15 protein-coding genes are annotated in these 16,231 nt (G+C 35.5%); 4 read left to right on the forward strand and 11 right to left on the reverse strand.

Features of this window, described 5'->3' with window-relative positions:
* Positions 1 to 217 precede the first annotated feature (217 nt).
* The 11 genes from FJ213_02770 to FJ213_02820 all read right to left on the reverse strand — a co-directional run bounded on the left by FJ213_02770 (position 218) and on the right by FJ213_02820 (position 11,251).
* Positions 218 to 835, reverse strand: a complete 618-nt coding sequence (locus tag FJ213_02770) for an NUDIX hydrolase (protein MBM4175083.1) — start codon at positions 833 to 835, stop codon at positions 218 to 220.
* Between the two features lie 9 nt (positions 836 to 844).
* Positions 845 to 1,375 (reverse strand): LOG family protein, encoded by a 531-nt coding sequence (locus tag FJ213_02775; GenBank protein ID MBM4175084.1) that lies wholly within the window; start codon positions 1,373 to 1,375, stop codon positions 845 to 847.
* 24 nt (positions 1,376 to 1,399) lie between these two features.
* Entirely contained in the window at positions 1,400 to 3,421 is a 2,022-nt protein-coding gene (locus tag FJ213_02780; GenBank protein ID MBM4175085.1) for a hypothetical protein, read from the reverse strand.
* 130 nt (positions 3,422 to 3,551) lie between these two features.
* Positions 3,552 to 3,968, reverse strand: a complete 417-nt coding sequence (locus FJ213_02785; protein MBM4175086.1) for a hypothetical protein — start codon at positions 3,966 to 3,968, stop codon at positions 3,552 to 3,554.
* 103 nt (positions 3,969 to 4,071) lie between these two features.
* Entirely contained in the window at positions 4,072 to 4,389 is a 318-nt protein-coding gene (locus FJ213_02790; protein MBM4175087.1) for a nucleotidyltransferase domain-containing protein, read from the reverse strand.
* Positions 4,365 to 4,754 (reverse strand): HEPN domain-containing protein, encoded by a 390-nt coding sequence (locus tag FJ213_02795; protein ID MBM4175088.1) that lies wholly within the window; start codon positions 4,752 to 4,754, stop codon positions 4,365 to 4,367. Before FJ213_02795 ends, FJ213_02790 begins: the two co-directional genes overlap by 25 nt.
* Before the next feature lie 49 nt (positions 4,755 to 4,803).
* Positions 4,804 to 6,189, reverse strand: coding sequence for an ATP-dependent protease ATPase subunit HslU (gene hslU, locus FJ213_02800; GenBank protein ID MBM4175089.1), 1,386 nt, complete (start codon positions 6,187 to 6,189; stop codon positions 4,804 to 4,806).
* Between the two features lie 8 nt (positions 6,190 to 6,197).
* Complete coding sequence (gene hslV / locus FJ213_02805) at positions 6,198 to 6,734, reverse strand: ATP-dependent protease subunit HslV (GenBank protein ID MBM4175090.1); 537 nt, start codon at positions 6,732 to 6,734, stop codon at positions 6,198 to 6,200.
* A 7-nt stretch (positions 6,735 to 6,741) separates the two neighbouring features.
* Entirely contained in the window at positions 6,742 to 9,222 is a 2,481-nt protein-coding gene (locus FJ213_02810) for a hypothetical protein (GenBank protein MBM4175091.1), read from the reverse strand.
* Positions 9,219 to 10,664, reverse strand: coding sequence for an RNA polymerase factor sigma-54 (gene rpoN / locus FJ213_02815; GenBank protein MBM4175092.1), 1,446 nt, complete (start codon positions 10,662 to 10,664; stop codon positions 9,219 to 9,221). Before rpoN ends, FJ213_02810 begins: the two co-directional genes overlap by 4 nt.
* Positions 10,658 to 11,251, reverse strand: coding sequence for a DUF3109 family protein (locus tag FJ213_02820; GenBank protein ID MBM4175093.1), 594 nt, complete (start codon positions 11,249 to 11,251; stop codon positions 10,658 to 10,660). Before FJ213_02820 ends, rpoN begins: the two co-directional genes overlap by 7 nt.
* Before the next feature lie 148 nt (positions 11,252 to 11,399).
* Between FJ213_02820 and mnmE the strand changes: the two genes are divergently transcribed.
* From mnmE to murQ, 4 genes are read left to right on the forward strand one after another with little or no spacing between them, the layout of a single operon-like run.
* Entirely contained in the window at positions 11,400 to 12,749 is a 1,350-nt protein-coding gene (gene mnmE / locus FJ213_02825) for a tRNA uridine-5-carboxymethylaminomethyl(34) synthesis GTPase MnmE (protein ID MBM4175094.1), read from the forward strand.
* A 28-nt stretch (positions 12,750 to 12,777) separates the two neighbouring features.
* Positions 12,778 to 14,634 carry a tRNA uridine-5-carboxymethylaminomethyl(34) synthesis enzyme MnmG gene (gene mnmG / locus FJ213_02830; protein ID MBM4175095.1) on the forward strand — a complete coding sequence of 619 codons (1,857 nt, stop codon included), beginning with the start codon at positions 12,778 to 12,780 and terminating at the stop codon, positions 14,632 to 14,634.
* Positions 14,631 to 15,311: a 16S rRNA (guanine(527)-N(7))-methyltransferase RsmG gene (gene rsmG / locus FJ213_02835; protein MBM4175096.1), complete on the forward strand. Its 681-nt coding sequence runs from the start codon at positions 14,631 to 14,633 to the stop codon at positions 15,309 to 15,311. Before mnmG ends, rsmG begins: the two co-directional genes overlap by 4 nt.
* The gene (murQ, locus tag FJ213_02840) at positions 15,308 to 16,231 is read left to right on the forward strand and encodes an N-acetylmuramic acid 6-phosphate etherase (protein MBM4175097.1); all 924 of its coding nucleotides are present in this window, start codon (positions 15,308 to 15,310) and stop codon (positions 16,229 to 16,231) included. Before rsmG ends, murQ begins: the two co-directional genes overlap by 4 nt.

Raw genomic sequence — 16,231 nt, forward strand, 5'->3', positions numbered from 1 at the left:
TGGTTTTTGGCATAAATGAATCCTTTATGTTTTTGTGGAAATGTTATGGAAAGATTTAAGCATTTTCAACTGTCTGACGTTTTAAGTTAACAAAAGTTGCTGAAAAATAGTAATCGCGAGTTATAGTAAATGATGATGAACTAAATATATCAAATAATGAACTACTTATTAGATATTATAATGCGTTCAGATATGAAGAATAAACAGAGTTGTTTGATCAATCAAAATCTGTTGACAAATCCGGGTATCGCAAGTGTTCAAAGAATCTTGAGATTTGCTTTTCGGTAATTCTACCAGTAGAAAGTTCGGGCAATTGATCTTCTGCGAAGAATTCCACTTCATCTGTTTCAATTCCTCTTTTCGCATCACCTCCGATGATTTCGCAGAGGAAGAAAATTTTGTAGAGATGATAAATGAATGGTGTGTGCCCTTGTTTATTCCGATCGTAAACAGCCAGGACTTTTTTTGTTTTAACTCGATAACCTGATTCTTCGAAAATCTCTCGTTCAACATTTTCGCTTGGAGTTGAGCCGACATCTGCCCACCCGCCGGGTACGGTCCATTTCCCATCGGCTTTTTCTTTCACTAACAGAATTTCGTCCCCTTTGAAGACGATTCCGCGGACATCGACTTTGGGCGTAGAATGTCCCATTTCACTTGCAAAGAACTTATTGATTTCGGATTTGTCCGCCCCTGATTGATACGAGATCATTTCGGATGCAATTTCTTGAATCAGATTATATCGTTCGATTTCGAATTCGTTGTCTGTGTAATTCAATCCGCATTGTGCAAGCGATTGAAGTTTTTGAGACCATTCAAGCCATTTAGGTGTCATAACAATTAATTATTTTTCTAAACAGAATTTTAAGTATGAAACAATTTCTTCTATATTATCACTTAAGAAGACAATTCCCTTATCCCTCTTTTCTAAAATCATTCTTTGATCAATTAATTTAACCAGATCATTCCAGTAATCTTTGTAAGCGACCAGAGGTTTTTTCTTAATCATTTTTTTATTTGCTAATTCCCATACAGCGGAAAATTCAAGTAATGTACCTGTTCCTCCTTTCAGAATAATATATCCATCCCCAAGCTCGATAAGTTTCGAGATTCTTTCAAAAAGATTTTTACACTTTATTTCAGTCTGAATAAATTTATTTGCCTTTAATCCAAATGAATCGATCGTCACGCCGATAGTACTGATTCCGGCTTCAGCCGCACCTTTCGCGGAAGCTTCCATCGTACCGTAAAATCCGCCATTACAAATATCGAAACCGCTCTTCCCCAGCTTTTTACCTAGGTTGCAAGCGAATTCGTATTCATCTTTTCCGGGTTTTGGAAAGGATGAACCGAAGATTGTGATGATTTTGTTTATTGTTTTTGCCACAGATTACAGTGATTAATCGAGAAATTCCCAAGCTATTCCAAATCGGAATCCGATATCATTTATTGGATAAAACGGCTCGAGATAAAATTTTCTGTTAGTAACATTTTCAATTGATAGGTAAACTATTGCCGATTCTTTTATTTTTCCGGATACGACTAAATCTATTTTGTAGTTTGATGGAATTTTTATATTTGAATAATTGAAGTCGAGAGAATCAACGGTTCGTATATTAGTGTAATAAATTTTTTCAGGAGAAAATCCGAGTCCATTGTATGAAGTGAAAAAGCTGGCACGGATTCCAGCGTTCAAATCTAAGCTTTCGTGAAAAAATTTATCCTTAAGGAATAATCCGACATTTGCAGTAATGCGAGGTTGAAAAATGCTTAAAATATTTTCTTCAGTAAACTTATTCAACGAGGAATTAAACTGCAGACTTAGTTTCCATAGATTTACTCGTCCAGAAAAACTTCCTCCCATTCTAACAGATTTTTTAGGGAAGGATTTGTCTATTCCATTTTGAAGTTCCTGACTTTGTAAATATGCAATTGAAGGATATCCACCGGCATTGTAGTTCTTTCTAACAATTTCGTTTTGATGGTAAAATACATCGAATGTTAGCGATATAATATCAGTAAAATATGCAGCGCTTGAGTAAAGACTTGTTCTTCTCCCAAGTTCATAAAGATTGTTATAAATGTCGTAAGCAATTTCGTCAGGGGACGGATTGTAATAAACGCGTGATGCTCCAGTGTAAAAATGTAAATTATTAAATAGAGCAATAGTTAAATCACCACCAAAACTAAGGTGGGAAGCGTTAATTCGCTTCTGTTTGTAATACTTTATATAAAAAGCAGGTTTAATGAAATTTGAAAGATTAAACTCAGTAAGAAAATACGATTGAAATTCATTATATAGTTTTTTCCCAGGGATAAATGATGATTCCAAGATTTTTCTTTCGAGGAGTACAGCGGTTTCAATTTCAGTAAAGCCGAGAGTATAATTTTGCTTAAACTTAGCGCCCCAGACTTTTGACCAATGATCGTTGTGAATTTTCCATCCAACTGATTCCTTCTCTCCATCTCTAAATTCTCTTTGTGATTGAGCGAAATATAAATTCAATGAAGAGATGCTTCTGTTATTTTCAAAGAAATTTCCTCTAACTTCTAAATCCAAATTATGTTTTGTCCATTTGTGGTACGAATCTTCATTTACGACCGGAGCTCTCAACTCATCATATAGCACATCTTCAATTGTTTCATTTGGACGCAGGTTTATTTTATTAGTTGAAATTCCTTCATTGAATCTCACAAGAGATTTTGAATATCGATATGCAAAATTCCAATTGATGTAATTTGAAAAGAAATGTGACAGTTTAACCTTGCCCGCCCACAAATCTCTTTCACTGTTTTTAAATCTGCCTGGCTGAGAGTGCTTTGTTAGCCCAAAATCAAAATTTAGTCTTCGGTGAAAATTCGCATTGAACATTCCGTCAATGAACAAGTTATCGTAGGGAGCTTCAATATATTTAATTCGTGAATAAGGAAGCTGCGAATACAACTCTTTTGAGTTCAAAATAATTGAAAGACTCTCGTTCGAGTTTCCCAATAGAAATGCACGCGGATTAGGGATAATTTCAATCGATTCAATTTCTTCGGAGCGAAAATCCAATAGATCATAAGTATTTGTGAAAGGATCATTGATATTTTTTTCGTCTAATAGAAGAGAGACATTTCTGAATCCGTTTCCGTGAATTATCAATTCATTGATCCCTCCAGGCGTGCCGAGATTTCTATAAAAACTGTTTGGAAGAAAACCGAGTCGAGAGTATAAGTTAATAAAATTATCCTGCAGTAAATCATTCTGTGAAATGAAGATTTCCGAAAAAGGATTTTTGACACGAGATAATTTTATCGGGATTACAGAATCAGCGGCAAGAACTTTCCGAAGCGAATCGAGAACGGCTGCAGTATCTATTGAAGTTATCGGAATCGTGATTGAGTCTGCTTTTATTTCTGTTGAGTCCGCTATGTCCATTAGGACTATCTCCCCAACCTCGCTACTATAACTGCTCCATGAATCAGTTTGGGAAGGGAAAGTCGAATTGTAGATGAAAAAAAATGTTAAAAACAGGCTAGTTAAACGAGTAAGCAATTTTCAAAATTAATTATGAATATTTCATTAAAAGTGCTTCAGTATCGTGTGAGACTTCAGCCATATAAAGCACTACAGAAGCTAAATCTTCGGCAGAGCAGGATTCAAGCAAAAGACTATCTACCATTATTAAAAGATCAACGCCATCCTCGTTAATTATAGCAAAAGAGCCATAATCAAGTTCAAAATTATTTTTTAGGAAAGTGTAAAGCAGGTCCAAGTTTTTCACAATCGGGCCTATTGTCACAGTACAGTCTATCTTTTCAACATCGAACGAGTCGATGCTTTGATAAATTGAAACTTCAACCGAATTATCTTCTTCGGTTGTAACTTCAATTAGGTAAACGTCCTCCTCGACAGAGTATTTTGTATTTAAAATTTCGCAGGCTTCTTCGACCAGATTTTTTATATTTAATTGTTCGCTTTGCATCAGCTCCTATCAATTTTGGTCTCAAAATAACCAATAATGAAGTAAAAAAAAATTAATGAATCGAATTTATTATCGAGCTTAGTTAGTTGGATTGTAATAAAATCTAATTTATCTCAATTCCCGTTCGAACGATTTCTTGAACAAAAAAATCGCTCAAGTCAAAATCCTCAGGACGAAAAGGAAAGGGGGAAATCGAAAAGTCGATCTTTGCTTTTATTTTCCGAATCTTTTGTCTGTCGTTAAATCTATTGCCTTCAAAATCTTCTGAGACTAAAGCTAAATCAATATCGCTCCATTCATTATATGAACTGTTAGCATATGATCCAAAAAGTACAGCTTTTTGAATTCTGAAGTTATTCAATTCTAGTTCATTAATAAACTTTTTAACGACATTAATTATGTTAGCTGGGACTTCAGCCATTCAAATATTGCCTTAATATTCTCTAATTTTTGTTTTGTCTTTTCAAAGTTCAGAGATGTTTGTATTGAAAATTTATAATCTGGATACCTTGCTTCGAGTTGATAATCATTAATTTCATCCAAGAATAATTTTTGGTCCTCATTAATGGATAGATTAGTCTTTTCAATAAGCCTTAATAGATCATGAGTTCTTGGAGGATTTTGTTTATTATCTTTGACAAAATGTGCTTTTATGATTTTTTCTAAAATTAAATGACCGACGAACATACACCAAAGATAATGCTTCCCTTGAAAAAGATTTTCTAGTACGGGAAGATCATTTTCGGCAGCTTTGATCCAATATTTTACTTGTTCATCTACTGTCATAAAACCTTTTGTCCAAAATAAACTAATTAAAATCAAACTTTATTCAAAATTACAGTATATACTTACTCAAATCCCGATTCTTTACAATTGAAGTTAATTTTTCCTCTACCAATTTTTTATCAATTACGATCTTCTTCACTTTGATTTGATCTGGAACTCCGAAGAGAATATCTTCTAGCAAAGTTGTTAAAATTGTATGAAGTCTTCTTGCGCCGATATTTTCTACTTGTTCGTTCACCTCGGTTGCCACTTTAGCAATTTCATTAATGCTCGATTCGTCAAACTCGATTTCTACCTTGTCGCTATGGAGTAATGCTGCATATTGTTTAAGCAAAGCGTTTTCAGGGAGAGTGAGAATTTTTATGAAATCTTCTTCTGTAAGACTTTGAAGTTCTACTCGGATTGGAAATCTTCCCTGTAATTCGGGAATTAAATCAGATGGTTTTGCAACATGGAAAGCGCCTGATGCAATAAATAAGATATGATCCGATTTTACCGCGCCGTATTTTGTATTGACAGTTGAACCTTCAACAATTGGAAGCAAATCTCTCTGAACGCCCTCACGTGAAACATCTGGACCTTGCTTTGAGCTTTGTCCTGCAATTTTATCAATTTCATCAATAAAAATTATTCCAGAGTTTTCAGCTTTAAAAATTGCCTCTTTGATTATCGCATCCATGTCGATCAATTTTTGTGATTCTTCATGAGCTACTACTTTTCTTGCTTCTTTGATAGGCATTTTTCTTTTTTTCTTCTTCTTAGGAAGAACATTGCTGAAGAGCTCTTGGACGTTTATTCCTAAATCATCAGGGCCGAACGGACCAAACACTTGCATCATCGCTGAGGATTCAGCAGTAACATCAAATTCAACCATCTTTTCATCAAGTTCACCGCTTTTTAGTTTTAACCGGAATTTTTCTCGCGTGCTTTCATTTGTTTCTGATGGATGTTCACCATTTTCTGCATTTTCAGTTTTAACCGATTTTTTAATCGGCGGAATTAGCATATCGAGAATTTTTTCTTCCGCAAGGTTTATTGCTTTGTCTTGAACTAATTCCATTTTTTCAGATTTAACCATATTAACAGAAATGTCTGTGATTTCACGAATCATTGATTCAACATCTCTGCCAACATAACCGACTTCAGTATACTTTGAAGCTTCAACTTTTAGAAAGGGTGCGTTTGCAAGTTTTGCCAATCTTCTTGCGATTTCGGTTTTTCCAACTCCAGTCGGACCAATAAGGATAATATTGTTTGGTAGAATCTCTTCTCGCAGTCCGTGCTGAACTTGTTGACGCCTCCATCTGTTTCTCAACGCAATTGCAACCGCTCGTTTTGCGGCATCTTGCCCAATTATATATTTATTCAATTCCTGTACAATTTGCGATGGCGTTAAACTTTTAATTTGAAATCCGTTTTCGTTTTTCTTAGGCATATTATCGTTTATAACTCCTCAATTACAATATTACTGTTTGTGTAGATACAAATTTCTGAAGCAGTTTTAAGAGCTTCTTCTACAATTTCTTTTGCGGAAAGCTTACTGTGTTTTGTTAGCATCTTTGCCGCGGCAAGAGCATAGCTTCCTCCAGAACCGATTGCAACAATGTTATCGTCCGGTTCAATTACATCACCAGTTCCGGAAATGATTAATGCTTTGTCTTTTGATACAACTGCAAGTAACGCTTCAAGGCGTCTTAAATATTTATCAGTACGCCATTCCTTTGCGAGTTCGACGGCGGCACGATTTAAGTTGCCGCGATATTGTTCCAGTTTATCCTCAAATCTTTCAAGTAAAGTAAATGCGTCAGCAGAAGCACCAGCAAATCCGGCAACAACATTTCCGTTTGAAAGTGTTCGAATTTTTTTTGCATTGTGTTTCATTACGGTTTGACCGAGAGTGACTTGTCCGTCTCCACCAAGCGCAGCTTTCCCTTTGTGAATTAATCCTACAATTGTGGTTGCTCGAATTTTTTCTGTCATAAAAAACCTATGGAATTTTCTTTTGTAATTTTAACCATTCATCGTACCAGCTTGTATATCGGTTAATGAGAGGCACGGCAGAAATTCTTCCCCCGAATCCCATGAACCGATAAGAAAAAATATTTAACGAACTAACTTTCACTTTGTTCAACAATTCGTAATTTATTTTTTTAACATATTTTTGAGCCAGCTCCGCAACATGCTTGTCTTTAAATTTGTTGAATTTCTTTTCAAATAAGTCAGAGCGATATTTTTCTTTCACGTTTTCAAAATCGGTTATTTCATTCGGTGATTCTGTTCTTTTATCCAACAATTTTATTATCGAATAACCATCCGCAGATTCGACGGGAGCAAATATTTCACCGACTTCTAAATTAGCAGCATTCTTTCTTATCTCTCCATACATAGTACTTGGAAAAAATCCAAGCTCACCATTTTTTTCGGCAGCCCACTTCCTTTTGGAATATTTTCTCGCAAGTTCGCCGAAGTCGTCCCCTTTTTCTAATTGTTGCAGTAAAAATTCGATCTGATCTAAACTATCTACAAGAACTTCTTGAACATTTACTAAAACAATATTTTTAATTACAGAAGATCGTGATTTTAAATATTCTTCGATTTCATGATCGAGAACTTTATTTTGTTCGCGCCACGCACGATTTATCCAAACGCTGTAATAAAAATTTTTCCACATCTCTAAGTCAGATTTTACCTCCGGCTGATGTTGAAGACCTTGTCTATACCCTTCGGCAGCAAGAAATTCATCCTCCATATAACTTTTTATCGACTGGCTGATTTTTCTAGCAATAAATTCGCGTGATGAATCTTCAACTGCGAAGGTCTTGAATAAAATTGCACGTAAAAATTCTCCGATCGAGATTTTTCGATTATCAATTTTTATTAATGTAGTTTTTATCTGTTCACCGAGTTGATTCTCAATTTGTTCCACATCGTTTGGATCGAGCATCGATTTATTTTTTACGAGCTTTTCTTTAATTGTAAATTTTGACTGCAAGATTTGGATTAAAGGATCGGCAAGAGTCCAAAACGCTGTTCCGTCCGCTTCTCCCCTTTTCGACGAAAAAAAAGTTATAAAATACTCGCTATATCTTTTGCTTTCTAATCGCTCGTTAAGAATTTTTTGCGCTTTTCTATGAGCATCATTCGATTCCGTTGAGCCCATTACGATTCCAAAATGTGCGCTATCGACTTTGAAAATATAATAACCATGATCAGCTTGGACTGGAGCGGTAAATGTTTTTGGTTCGGTTCTGTAAATAATATTTTCAACTTCTTCTGGAAGAGTTCCGTAAGTGACTTCAAACGGAGATTTTTGATTTTCAAATTCTGGACGTTCTGAAAGAATGGAATCGAAATCTTCTCCGCCGATCAGTTTCTTGTAAATGTCGTAGACGTGTGCAGAGTCATTTGCAAATATATAATGGCAGTATATTTTTACTAAACTTTTCGCAAATGCATTATCAGATTCTTCTTTAGAAATAACAACTTTATCTCTTATTTCGCGTTTATAAAGAGCATCACGAACAAACATTTTCTCAAGCTGCAAATATGCACTCGAAAGTGCAATTGATGTGTCAATAGTAATGCTTTCCGCTTCAATTGCCATTAATTTTTCTGCAATTAGTGTATTGAGAAATTCGGTTTTAATTTCCTCATCTATTTCTCTAACATTTCGCCGCGGCCAAGGGGTCAATTCAAATCGTTTTTGAAATTCATTTACAGTAATAACTTTCATCCCAAAATCAACTAAGACTGAATCATGTTGTTGCTTTGCATTGGCACTTTCGAGATTAAAAATAGAGATTAAAACTGTAAGAGTTAAAAATGTCTTAGTTGCGGTTGAAAACAACTTTTTTATATGTTTGATCGGAAATATTCTTGAGACGTTTTTCATGTATTCTGGATATTCATCAGGAAAATATTTTAATAATCTTTTTTCTTCGAAATACGAGCCGATCCAAAAGTAGACCGAAGCTGAAATCAAAAATACAAAATAAAACAGCGACATATAAGGACGAAAAGCTAAAAATAAAATCGCGAATAGATATAATGGATGTCTAGAAAATCTGTTTGGTCCGGTCATATTCAAAGTTGGATTTTCATCGTATAGAGTGACCGGATTGCCTTTATAAAATCTTTTTAATTGATTAACACCAAGGAACTCCATCGTATCGAAATATTTGAAAGTCCAAAGGAATCCAATTAGAGATAAAATTTGAAAAATTACTATAATAATATCCCATGGAGGAGTAAGGTCGTAAATATATACTTCAGGCTTTGGAGAGAATTCCCAAAAAATTATAAGTGTAAGAATACTGATTAGATTATACCCCAATCGATAAAATGCAATTTTTTCTCCGAAACGACTTTTAAAATAATCTTTAATCTTTAGCGAGGCAGTAATAGAGTGAATGGAGGCGAAAATCGTAAAAAGAAAAAGAATAATTAATACATCGATGGCATGGGTCATAATTCCCTTCGAAGTTTTGCTACAGGAAGTCCAAGCTGCTCACGGTATTTTGCAACAGTTCTTCGTGCAATTTTTATCCCCTCTTTATTCAGAATTTCACCCAGCTCTTCATCGGTAAAAGGTTTCTCTTTATCCTCCGAAGAAATGATTTCTTCGATTCGAATTTTAACATTCTTATTTGAGATTTCTTCGCCGGAATCGGTTTCAAGTCCCTCACTGAAAAAATATTTCAATTCATGAATTCCAACAGAAGATTGAACGTATTTCCCATTCACGACTCTGCTGATTGTTGAAATATCGAGTTGCAGCGGCTCGGCAACGTCTTTATAGATCATCGGTTTCAAGTGCTTTTCTCCAAGTTCGAAGAAGTCGTGTTGTTTTTCAACGATCATATTCATAATTCGAAGCATCGTAATCTTTCTTTGGTTGATAGATTCGATGAACCACTTTGCCGAGTCGAGTTTTTCACGTAAAAATTTTTTTACATCTTTTTCAGATTTATTTTTTGCCCTCTTCCCTCTTTGCGATAAATATGCTTCGTATGAATTATTAATCCGCAATTGAGGTAGATTCCTTTCATTTAAAAATACAACGAATCTTCCCTCAACTTTTTCGACAATTAAGTCTGGAGTAATTTGATTTAAGCTTGCAAGAAGAGAATCCCCTTCCCCAGGTTTTGGATTTAAATGCTGAATAATGTTTAATGCATCTTTTAATTCCTCGCGCGTAATCTTGAATTTTTCCTGAAGCGCTTCATAACGCTTTTGAGTAAAATCTTCGTAAGCGTCTTTCAATATTTTGATTACGAGATTTTTCAGATCGTCATGAAGCTCCTTTTCCTCCATTTGTATCAATAAACACTCTTGTAAAGTGCGAGAACCAATTCCTATCGGATCGAAATGTTGAATTTGACGGAGGATCCGTTCAGCCGTTTCGTGAGAAATTTTGATATGATCGAAAAGCTCCAAGTCTTTTACGATATCATGCAAATCGGAGGTTAAATATCCATCTTCATCAATGTATCCGATAATCTCCTCTCCCAGTCTGTACTGATCTTCATCAAGATTTAGTAATCGCAATTGAGAAATCAGATGCTCTTTTAATGAGGGTCTATCAGGTGCTGGGATATCGGCTTGTTCTTCGGTATCTGTTTGGGAGGTTGATTTATAGCCATCGAGATTGTCATTTAAAAAATCTTCAAATGTATATTCGTCATTAGAATCGAATTCGAAACTTTCTTCTCCTGAATCAGACTCCTCTTCTCTTGTTTGATCAAGTGAAATTTCCTCAATAGGAATTTCCTCAAGAAGTGGATTAATATCGAGTTCGTTTTTAATCCGTAATTCCAGTGAAAGATTGTTCAGCTGCAATAATTTTTGGTACTGTATCTGCTGGGGCAGCATTTTGAGCTGCTGAGCTAATTTTTGACTAAGATTTAACATTTTGACTGTTCGTGATCGTTAACAAGTTTTCGCAATTTATCATACCACTTTGTGCCGTAAAGCCGCACAAGAGAATCTTTACAAAATTCATAAACAAAAGTTTTTGAATCAAGCCCTTTCGTCATTGCCACGTCGCATATTTTTAGGAACTCAGCTCGTAGCACATCATGACCGAAATAGTTTTTTCGAATCGGGAATAAGTGACATGAAATCGGTTTTCTAAAATCTATCTCACTTTTAAAGAATGATTTTTCAACAGCACATTTTGCGACATCATTTTCCCAATAAACGAAGATACATTCTCTCTCTTCAACTGTACGAGTGTGATAGCCGCCCTTGTGTTTCTCTATAGGCCCAAATTTCTTCAGCGCGGCTTGACTCTTTGTTGGAAGATAATGTTTAATTTCCTCAGCAACTTTTGCGAGAATATTTGCTTCTTCGATTGTTAAAGGAGCGCCATACGCATCTTCAAGCGTGCAGCAAGCACCCTTACATTTTTCTAGATCGCAAAAAAAATACTCGTCAGTAACAGAATTACCAATAGTTACGTCGTCTATTTGAATGAAGTAAGTATTCTCATATTTCATTAATTAAAGATAAGGTACAAATTCAGGAAATCAAAAATAAATCGGTCAGCGTAATCATCAGATATAATTTAATCAAAAACTAATGTAAGGAGAGTATCAAATTCAGGATATATATATGAGTTTAATTTTCTTAAATTTGAATCAATTTATGAATAAGAACGAAAACACAATTTGTGCTGTAATCACTCCAGCTGGCATTGGAGCAGTTTCAGTAATTAGATTGAGCGGCCCCAATGCAATTGAGATAGGGAAGAAAGTTTTTAGCGGAAGAGTTGATCTGCAAGAGGTTAATAGTCATACAATCCATTATGGAAAATTAGAATCTAACATTGATAATGTGCTCGTTTCAATCTTCAGAGCGCCTCATTCATATACGGGCGAAGATTCAGTTGAAATCTCCTACCACGGAAGTGGTTTGATCGGTAAAAAGATTTTGGAGCTGCTTATTCTTCATGGTGCAAGACTTGCCGAACCCGGAGAATTTTCAAAAAGAGCGTTTATGAATGGAAAAATTGATTTACTGCAAGCTGAAGCCGTCGCAGAAATTATCCAATCGCGTTCGGACACGGCACTGATTCGTTCGAAAAATCAATTGGACGGTTTTTTGTCGAACAAAATCCATCTAATAAAGAATTATTTAGTTGAGGCAATAGGTTTAATTGAACTCGAACTTGATTTTGCGGATGAGGATTTAGAGTTCTTGGACAAGTCCGAACTTGTTCAAAAGATTGAGACAATAATTGGACATATCGAGGACTTAATTGCAACCTATAAAACCGGAAGATATATCTTTGATGGTGTAAATACAGTAATTGCTGGCAGGCCAAATGTCGGTAAATCAAGTATTTTAAACAGAATTTTGAGCGATGAGAGAGCAATCGTTAGCGAAACCCCAGGCACTACAAGAGATTTAATAAAAGAAGAAATTGTTATTAATGGCACATTGTTTAGAATTTATGACACGGCCGGGCTGAGAAGTCCAGGCGATGTTATTGAAGAAGAAGGAATAAAAAGAGCAAGAAGAATTATAAGTCAGGCAGATTTAATTTTTTTTGTAACCGATAGTGAATTTCCAAACGATGAATTAGAAAATTATTACCAAGCATTGCAATCGAATCAAGAGATCATTCGAATCGTAAACAAGTGCGATTTGAATCCTGATGTTAAAATCGCAGATCATAATAAAACTATTCTAATATCTGCCAAAACCGGAGAGAGATTTAATGAATTGTTTAAAGTATTTAATGAATTCATCGAAACAAATAAAATTTATTCAGAAGACTCCTCAATGGTTTCCAATATTAGGCAAAATAATTCCCTTAGTTTAGCAGTTGATGCTCTGAAAAAATCACTAGAAAGTATGAGATCTAATCAATCAGGTGAATTTGTAGCAATCGATCTTCGAAAAGCAATAAACTATATTAAAGAACTAACAGGGGAAATAACTTCAGAGGATATTTTGAATTCAATTTTTTCAAAATTCTGTATAGGAAAATAAACGTTTCATGTGAAACATCGAGTATTTTGTGAAGGATAGGTATGACATAATTGTAATCGGTGGTGGACATGCGGGGATCGAAGCTGCAGCCGCTGCATCACAAATGGGCTGTTCGGTTGCACTAATTACTATGGATAAAAACGCAATTGGACGGATGTCATGTAATCCAGCCATTGGCGGTACGGCAAAGGGACATTTAGTAAAAGAGATTGATACCTTGGGGGGCTTAATGGGAAGACTCGCCGATCGAACCGCAATCCAATTTAGAATGCTAAATAAATCAAAAGGCCCTGCAGTTTGGTCCCCGCGATGTCAGTCAGACCGAGAATTATACTCGATTGAAGCATTGCGAGTGCTTAAGAAAATCGAAGCCCTCGATATAATCGAGGGGACTATTGAATCAATATTAATTTCTGATGCTTCTATTCGTGGTTTGAAACTTGGAAATAAAAAAATCAATTGTGATTGTGTTGTTATTGCTGCCGGAACATTCTTAAATGCTGTTATGCACATTGGAAAAGATCAAGAAGAGGGAGGAAGAGCTGGGGAAGCTCGAGTAAAGGGATTAACTGAAATGTTAATATCACTCGGTTTTATTAGCGGAAGATTAAAAACAGGCACTCCGCCAAGACTTCATAAGAATTCAATAGATTATTCAAAGTTAGAAGAGCAATCTGGTGATACCGAACCAGAATTCTTCTCTCATGTTACTAAAGGGCTTTGTTTACCACAAATTTCGTGTTACATAACCTACACAAATGAAAAAACTCATGAAGTTCTCCAAGAAGGTTTTGCTGATTCGCCGCTTTTTACAGGCAGAATAAAAGGAGTTGGGCCCAGATATTGCCCTTCTATTGAAGACAAAATAAATAGATTTAGAGATAAATCCCGTCACCAACTTTTTCTTGAACCGGACGGATTGAAGTCGGATTTAATATATGTAAATGGATTTTCTTCCAGCCTCCCAGCTGATATACAATTGCGAGCATTGAGGACTATCCCGGGATTAGAAAACTCTGAGATGATCAGAGCCGGTTATGCAGTTGAATATGATTATTTTCCACCGCATCAAATTGAGTTGACGCTAGAGACAAAACTTATTAATGGATTATTTTTTGCCGGTCAGATAAATGGGACGTCAGGATATGAAGAAGCTGCCGCTCAAGGAATTATAGCTGGAATTAATTCTGCCCTAAAAGTTCAAAAGAGAAATCCTCTGATTCTTAAAAGATCAGAAGCTTACATCGGAGTTTTAATCGATGATCTTGTAAATAAGGGTACTGAAGAACCGTATCGAATGTTTACTTCTCGGGCAGAATACAGATTGAATCTACGACAAGATAACGCCGATAGAAGATTGATGAAATACGGATATGAGATGGGGTTGATCGATAAAGAGACTTATGATTCTCTTATCCAAAAAGAAAAAGAGATTGAAAAAGTTATTTCATATTCCGATACAAAATTCATTTCTCCAGAGATTGTGAATCCTTATCTAAGAGAAACAAATAACGAACCAATTGATCAACATGAATCAATATCTAAATTGGTTAAAAGATCTGGAATAGGCTTGTCTAAATTACTAGAATTTGGAGATTACAGAATGATTAAAAAGGACGATATCTATAAGTCAGCTCTCAAACAGGCGGAAATTGAGATTAAGTATGAAGGCTACATAAAACGCCAAAACGAGGAAATTGAGAAATTTCATCAGAGTGAGGAAACAATTATTCCAAAAAACTTTGATTACTCAAAAATAAAATCGCTTTCATCAGAGAGCAGGGAAAAGCTTGAAAGAATTCGGCCAAGATCTATTGGACAAGCGAGTAGAATTTCGGGCATCAGGCATTCAGATTTGTCTATTTTATTAGTCTATCTTAAATGATTTTTCACGTGAAACATAAATTAATGGAGATTTTTCAAGTTTTTTTAAATAACGGTATTAAACTCTCAGAAAAAGAAGCGAATTTATTGATGAATTATGCTGATTTGCTGAAAGTTCATAATCAGAGACTAAATCTGATTTCACGGAAAGATGTTGATGATGTACTGATCAGGCACATTTTACCATGTTATGTTTTTTCGAACATTGTTGGGAACCATTCAAGTGTATTGGACATTGGGACAGGAGGCGGATTGCCAGGAATTCCTTATTCTATCAAATACGAAAAAAGCCAGATTCTACTGGTGGATTCCACCAAAAAAAAGATTGATGCCGTGTCCGAAATTGTCCAAACATTGAATCTCTCAAATGTTGAGACACTTTGGACAAGAGTTGAATCTAGTTCGTTCCGGCAAAGTTATAAAAAAAGCTTTGACCTAATTATTAGCCGAGCCACATCAGATCTTTTAGCACTAATAAACTACTCTATTCCACTGTTTAAAAATTTGAACAGAGGGAAAATTTCTGCCATGAAAGGCGGCGAACTTAATAATGAAATAAGAAAAGCACAAAAAATGTATCCGAGTTTGGAATTTTCAGCAAGTCCATTAATTTATATACCAGGAAACGAAAATAACCTAAACAAAAAATATATTGTCACTGTGGAGAATTTTCGATGAAAGAGTCTAAAATAATATTTGAAGAAATAAAGAATCTTATTACCGAACAACGAAATCAAAGAAGTATGGATATTGATTCGATGGAGACAGAAGATATCCTGAAAATAATAAATGAAGATGATAAGCTCGTAGCATATGCTGTGGAGAAAGAAATTCCTTACATTGTCGAAGCGGTGGAATTAGTAGTTGCTTCCTTCAAAAATGGGGGACGTCTTTTATATTTCGGCGCTGGAACAAGCGGCAGAATCGGAGTTGTTGACGCAGCAGAATGTCCGCCAACTTTTGGGACTCCTCCAGCGATGGTGCAAGGATTTATTGCAGGAGGAAATGCTGCAATGTTTGTTGCTCAAGAGGGAGCTGAAGATAAAGAAGAAAATGGGGCTAAAGATGTTATCAAAGCAAAAGTAAATTCCAATGATACAGTTTGCGGAATCGCTGCGAGTCGAAGAACTCCATACGTAATAGGTGCAGTAAAAAAAGCTCGCGAGATTGGAGCCAAAACGATCTATGTGACTTGTAATCCAAGAAACGAGTTCAATCTCGATGTTGATGTAGCCATTTGTCCAGAAGTTGGACCTGAGGTCGTTATGGGTTCAACAAGAATGAAGAGTGGAACAGCACAGAAGTTAGTCCTAAACATGATTACTACAGCTTCAATGATAAGAATTGGTAAAGTCTATGAAAATATGATGATCGATTTGCAAATGACGAATCTCAAATTAGTTGAGCGGTCAAAAAGAATCGTAATGACAATCACAGGTGTGTCCTATGAAGAAGCTGAAAAGTATTTAGCAGAAGCCAAGGGGCATGTGAAAACCGCACTGGTTATGATTCGAGCAAAAGTATCATACGCAGAAGCTCAAAAAAGATTAGAGCAATCCGATGGATTTGTTCGAAAAGCGATTGAAGGTAATTTTTGA

This window comes from Ignavibacteria bacterium (assembly GCA_016873845.1).
Classification (GTDB): Bacteria; Bacteroidota; Ignavibacteria; order Ch128b; family Ch128b; genus JAHJVF01.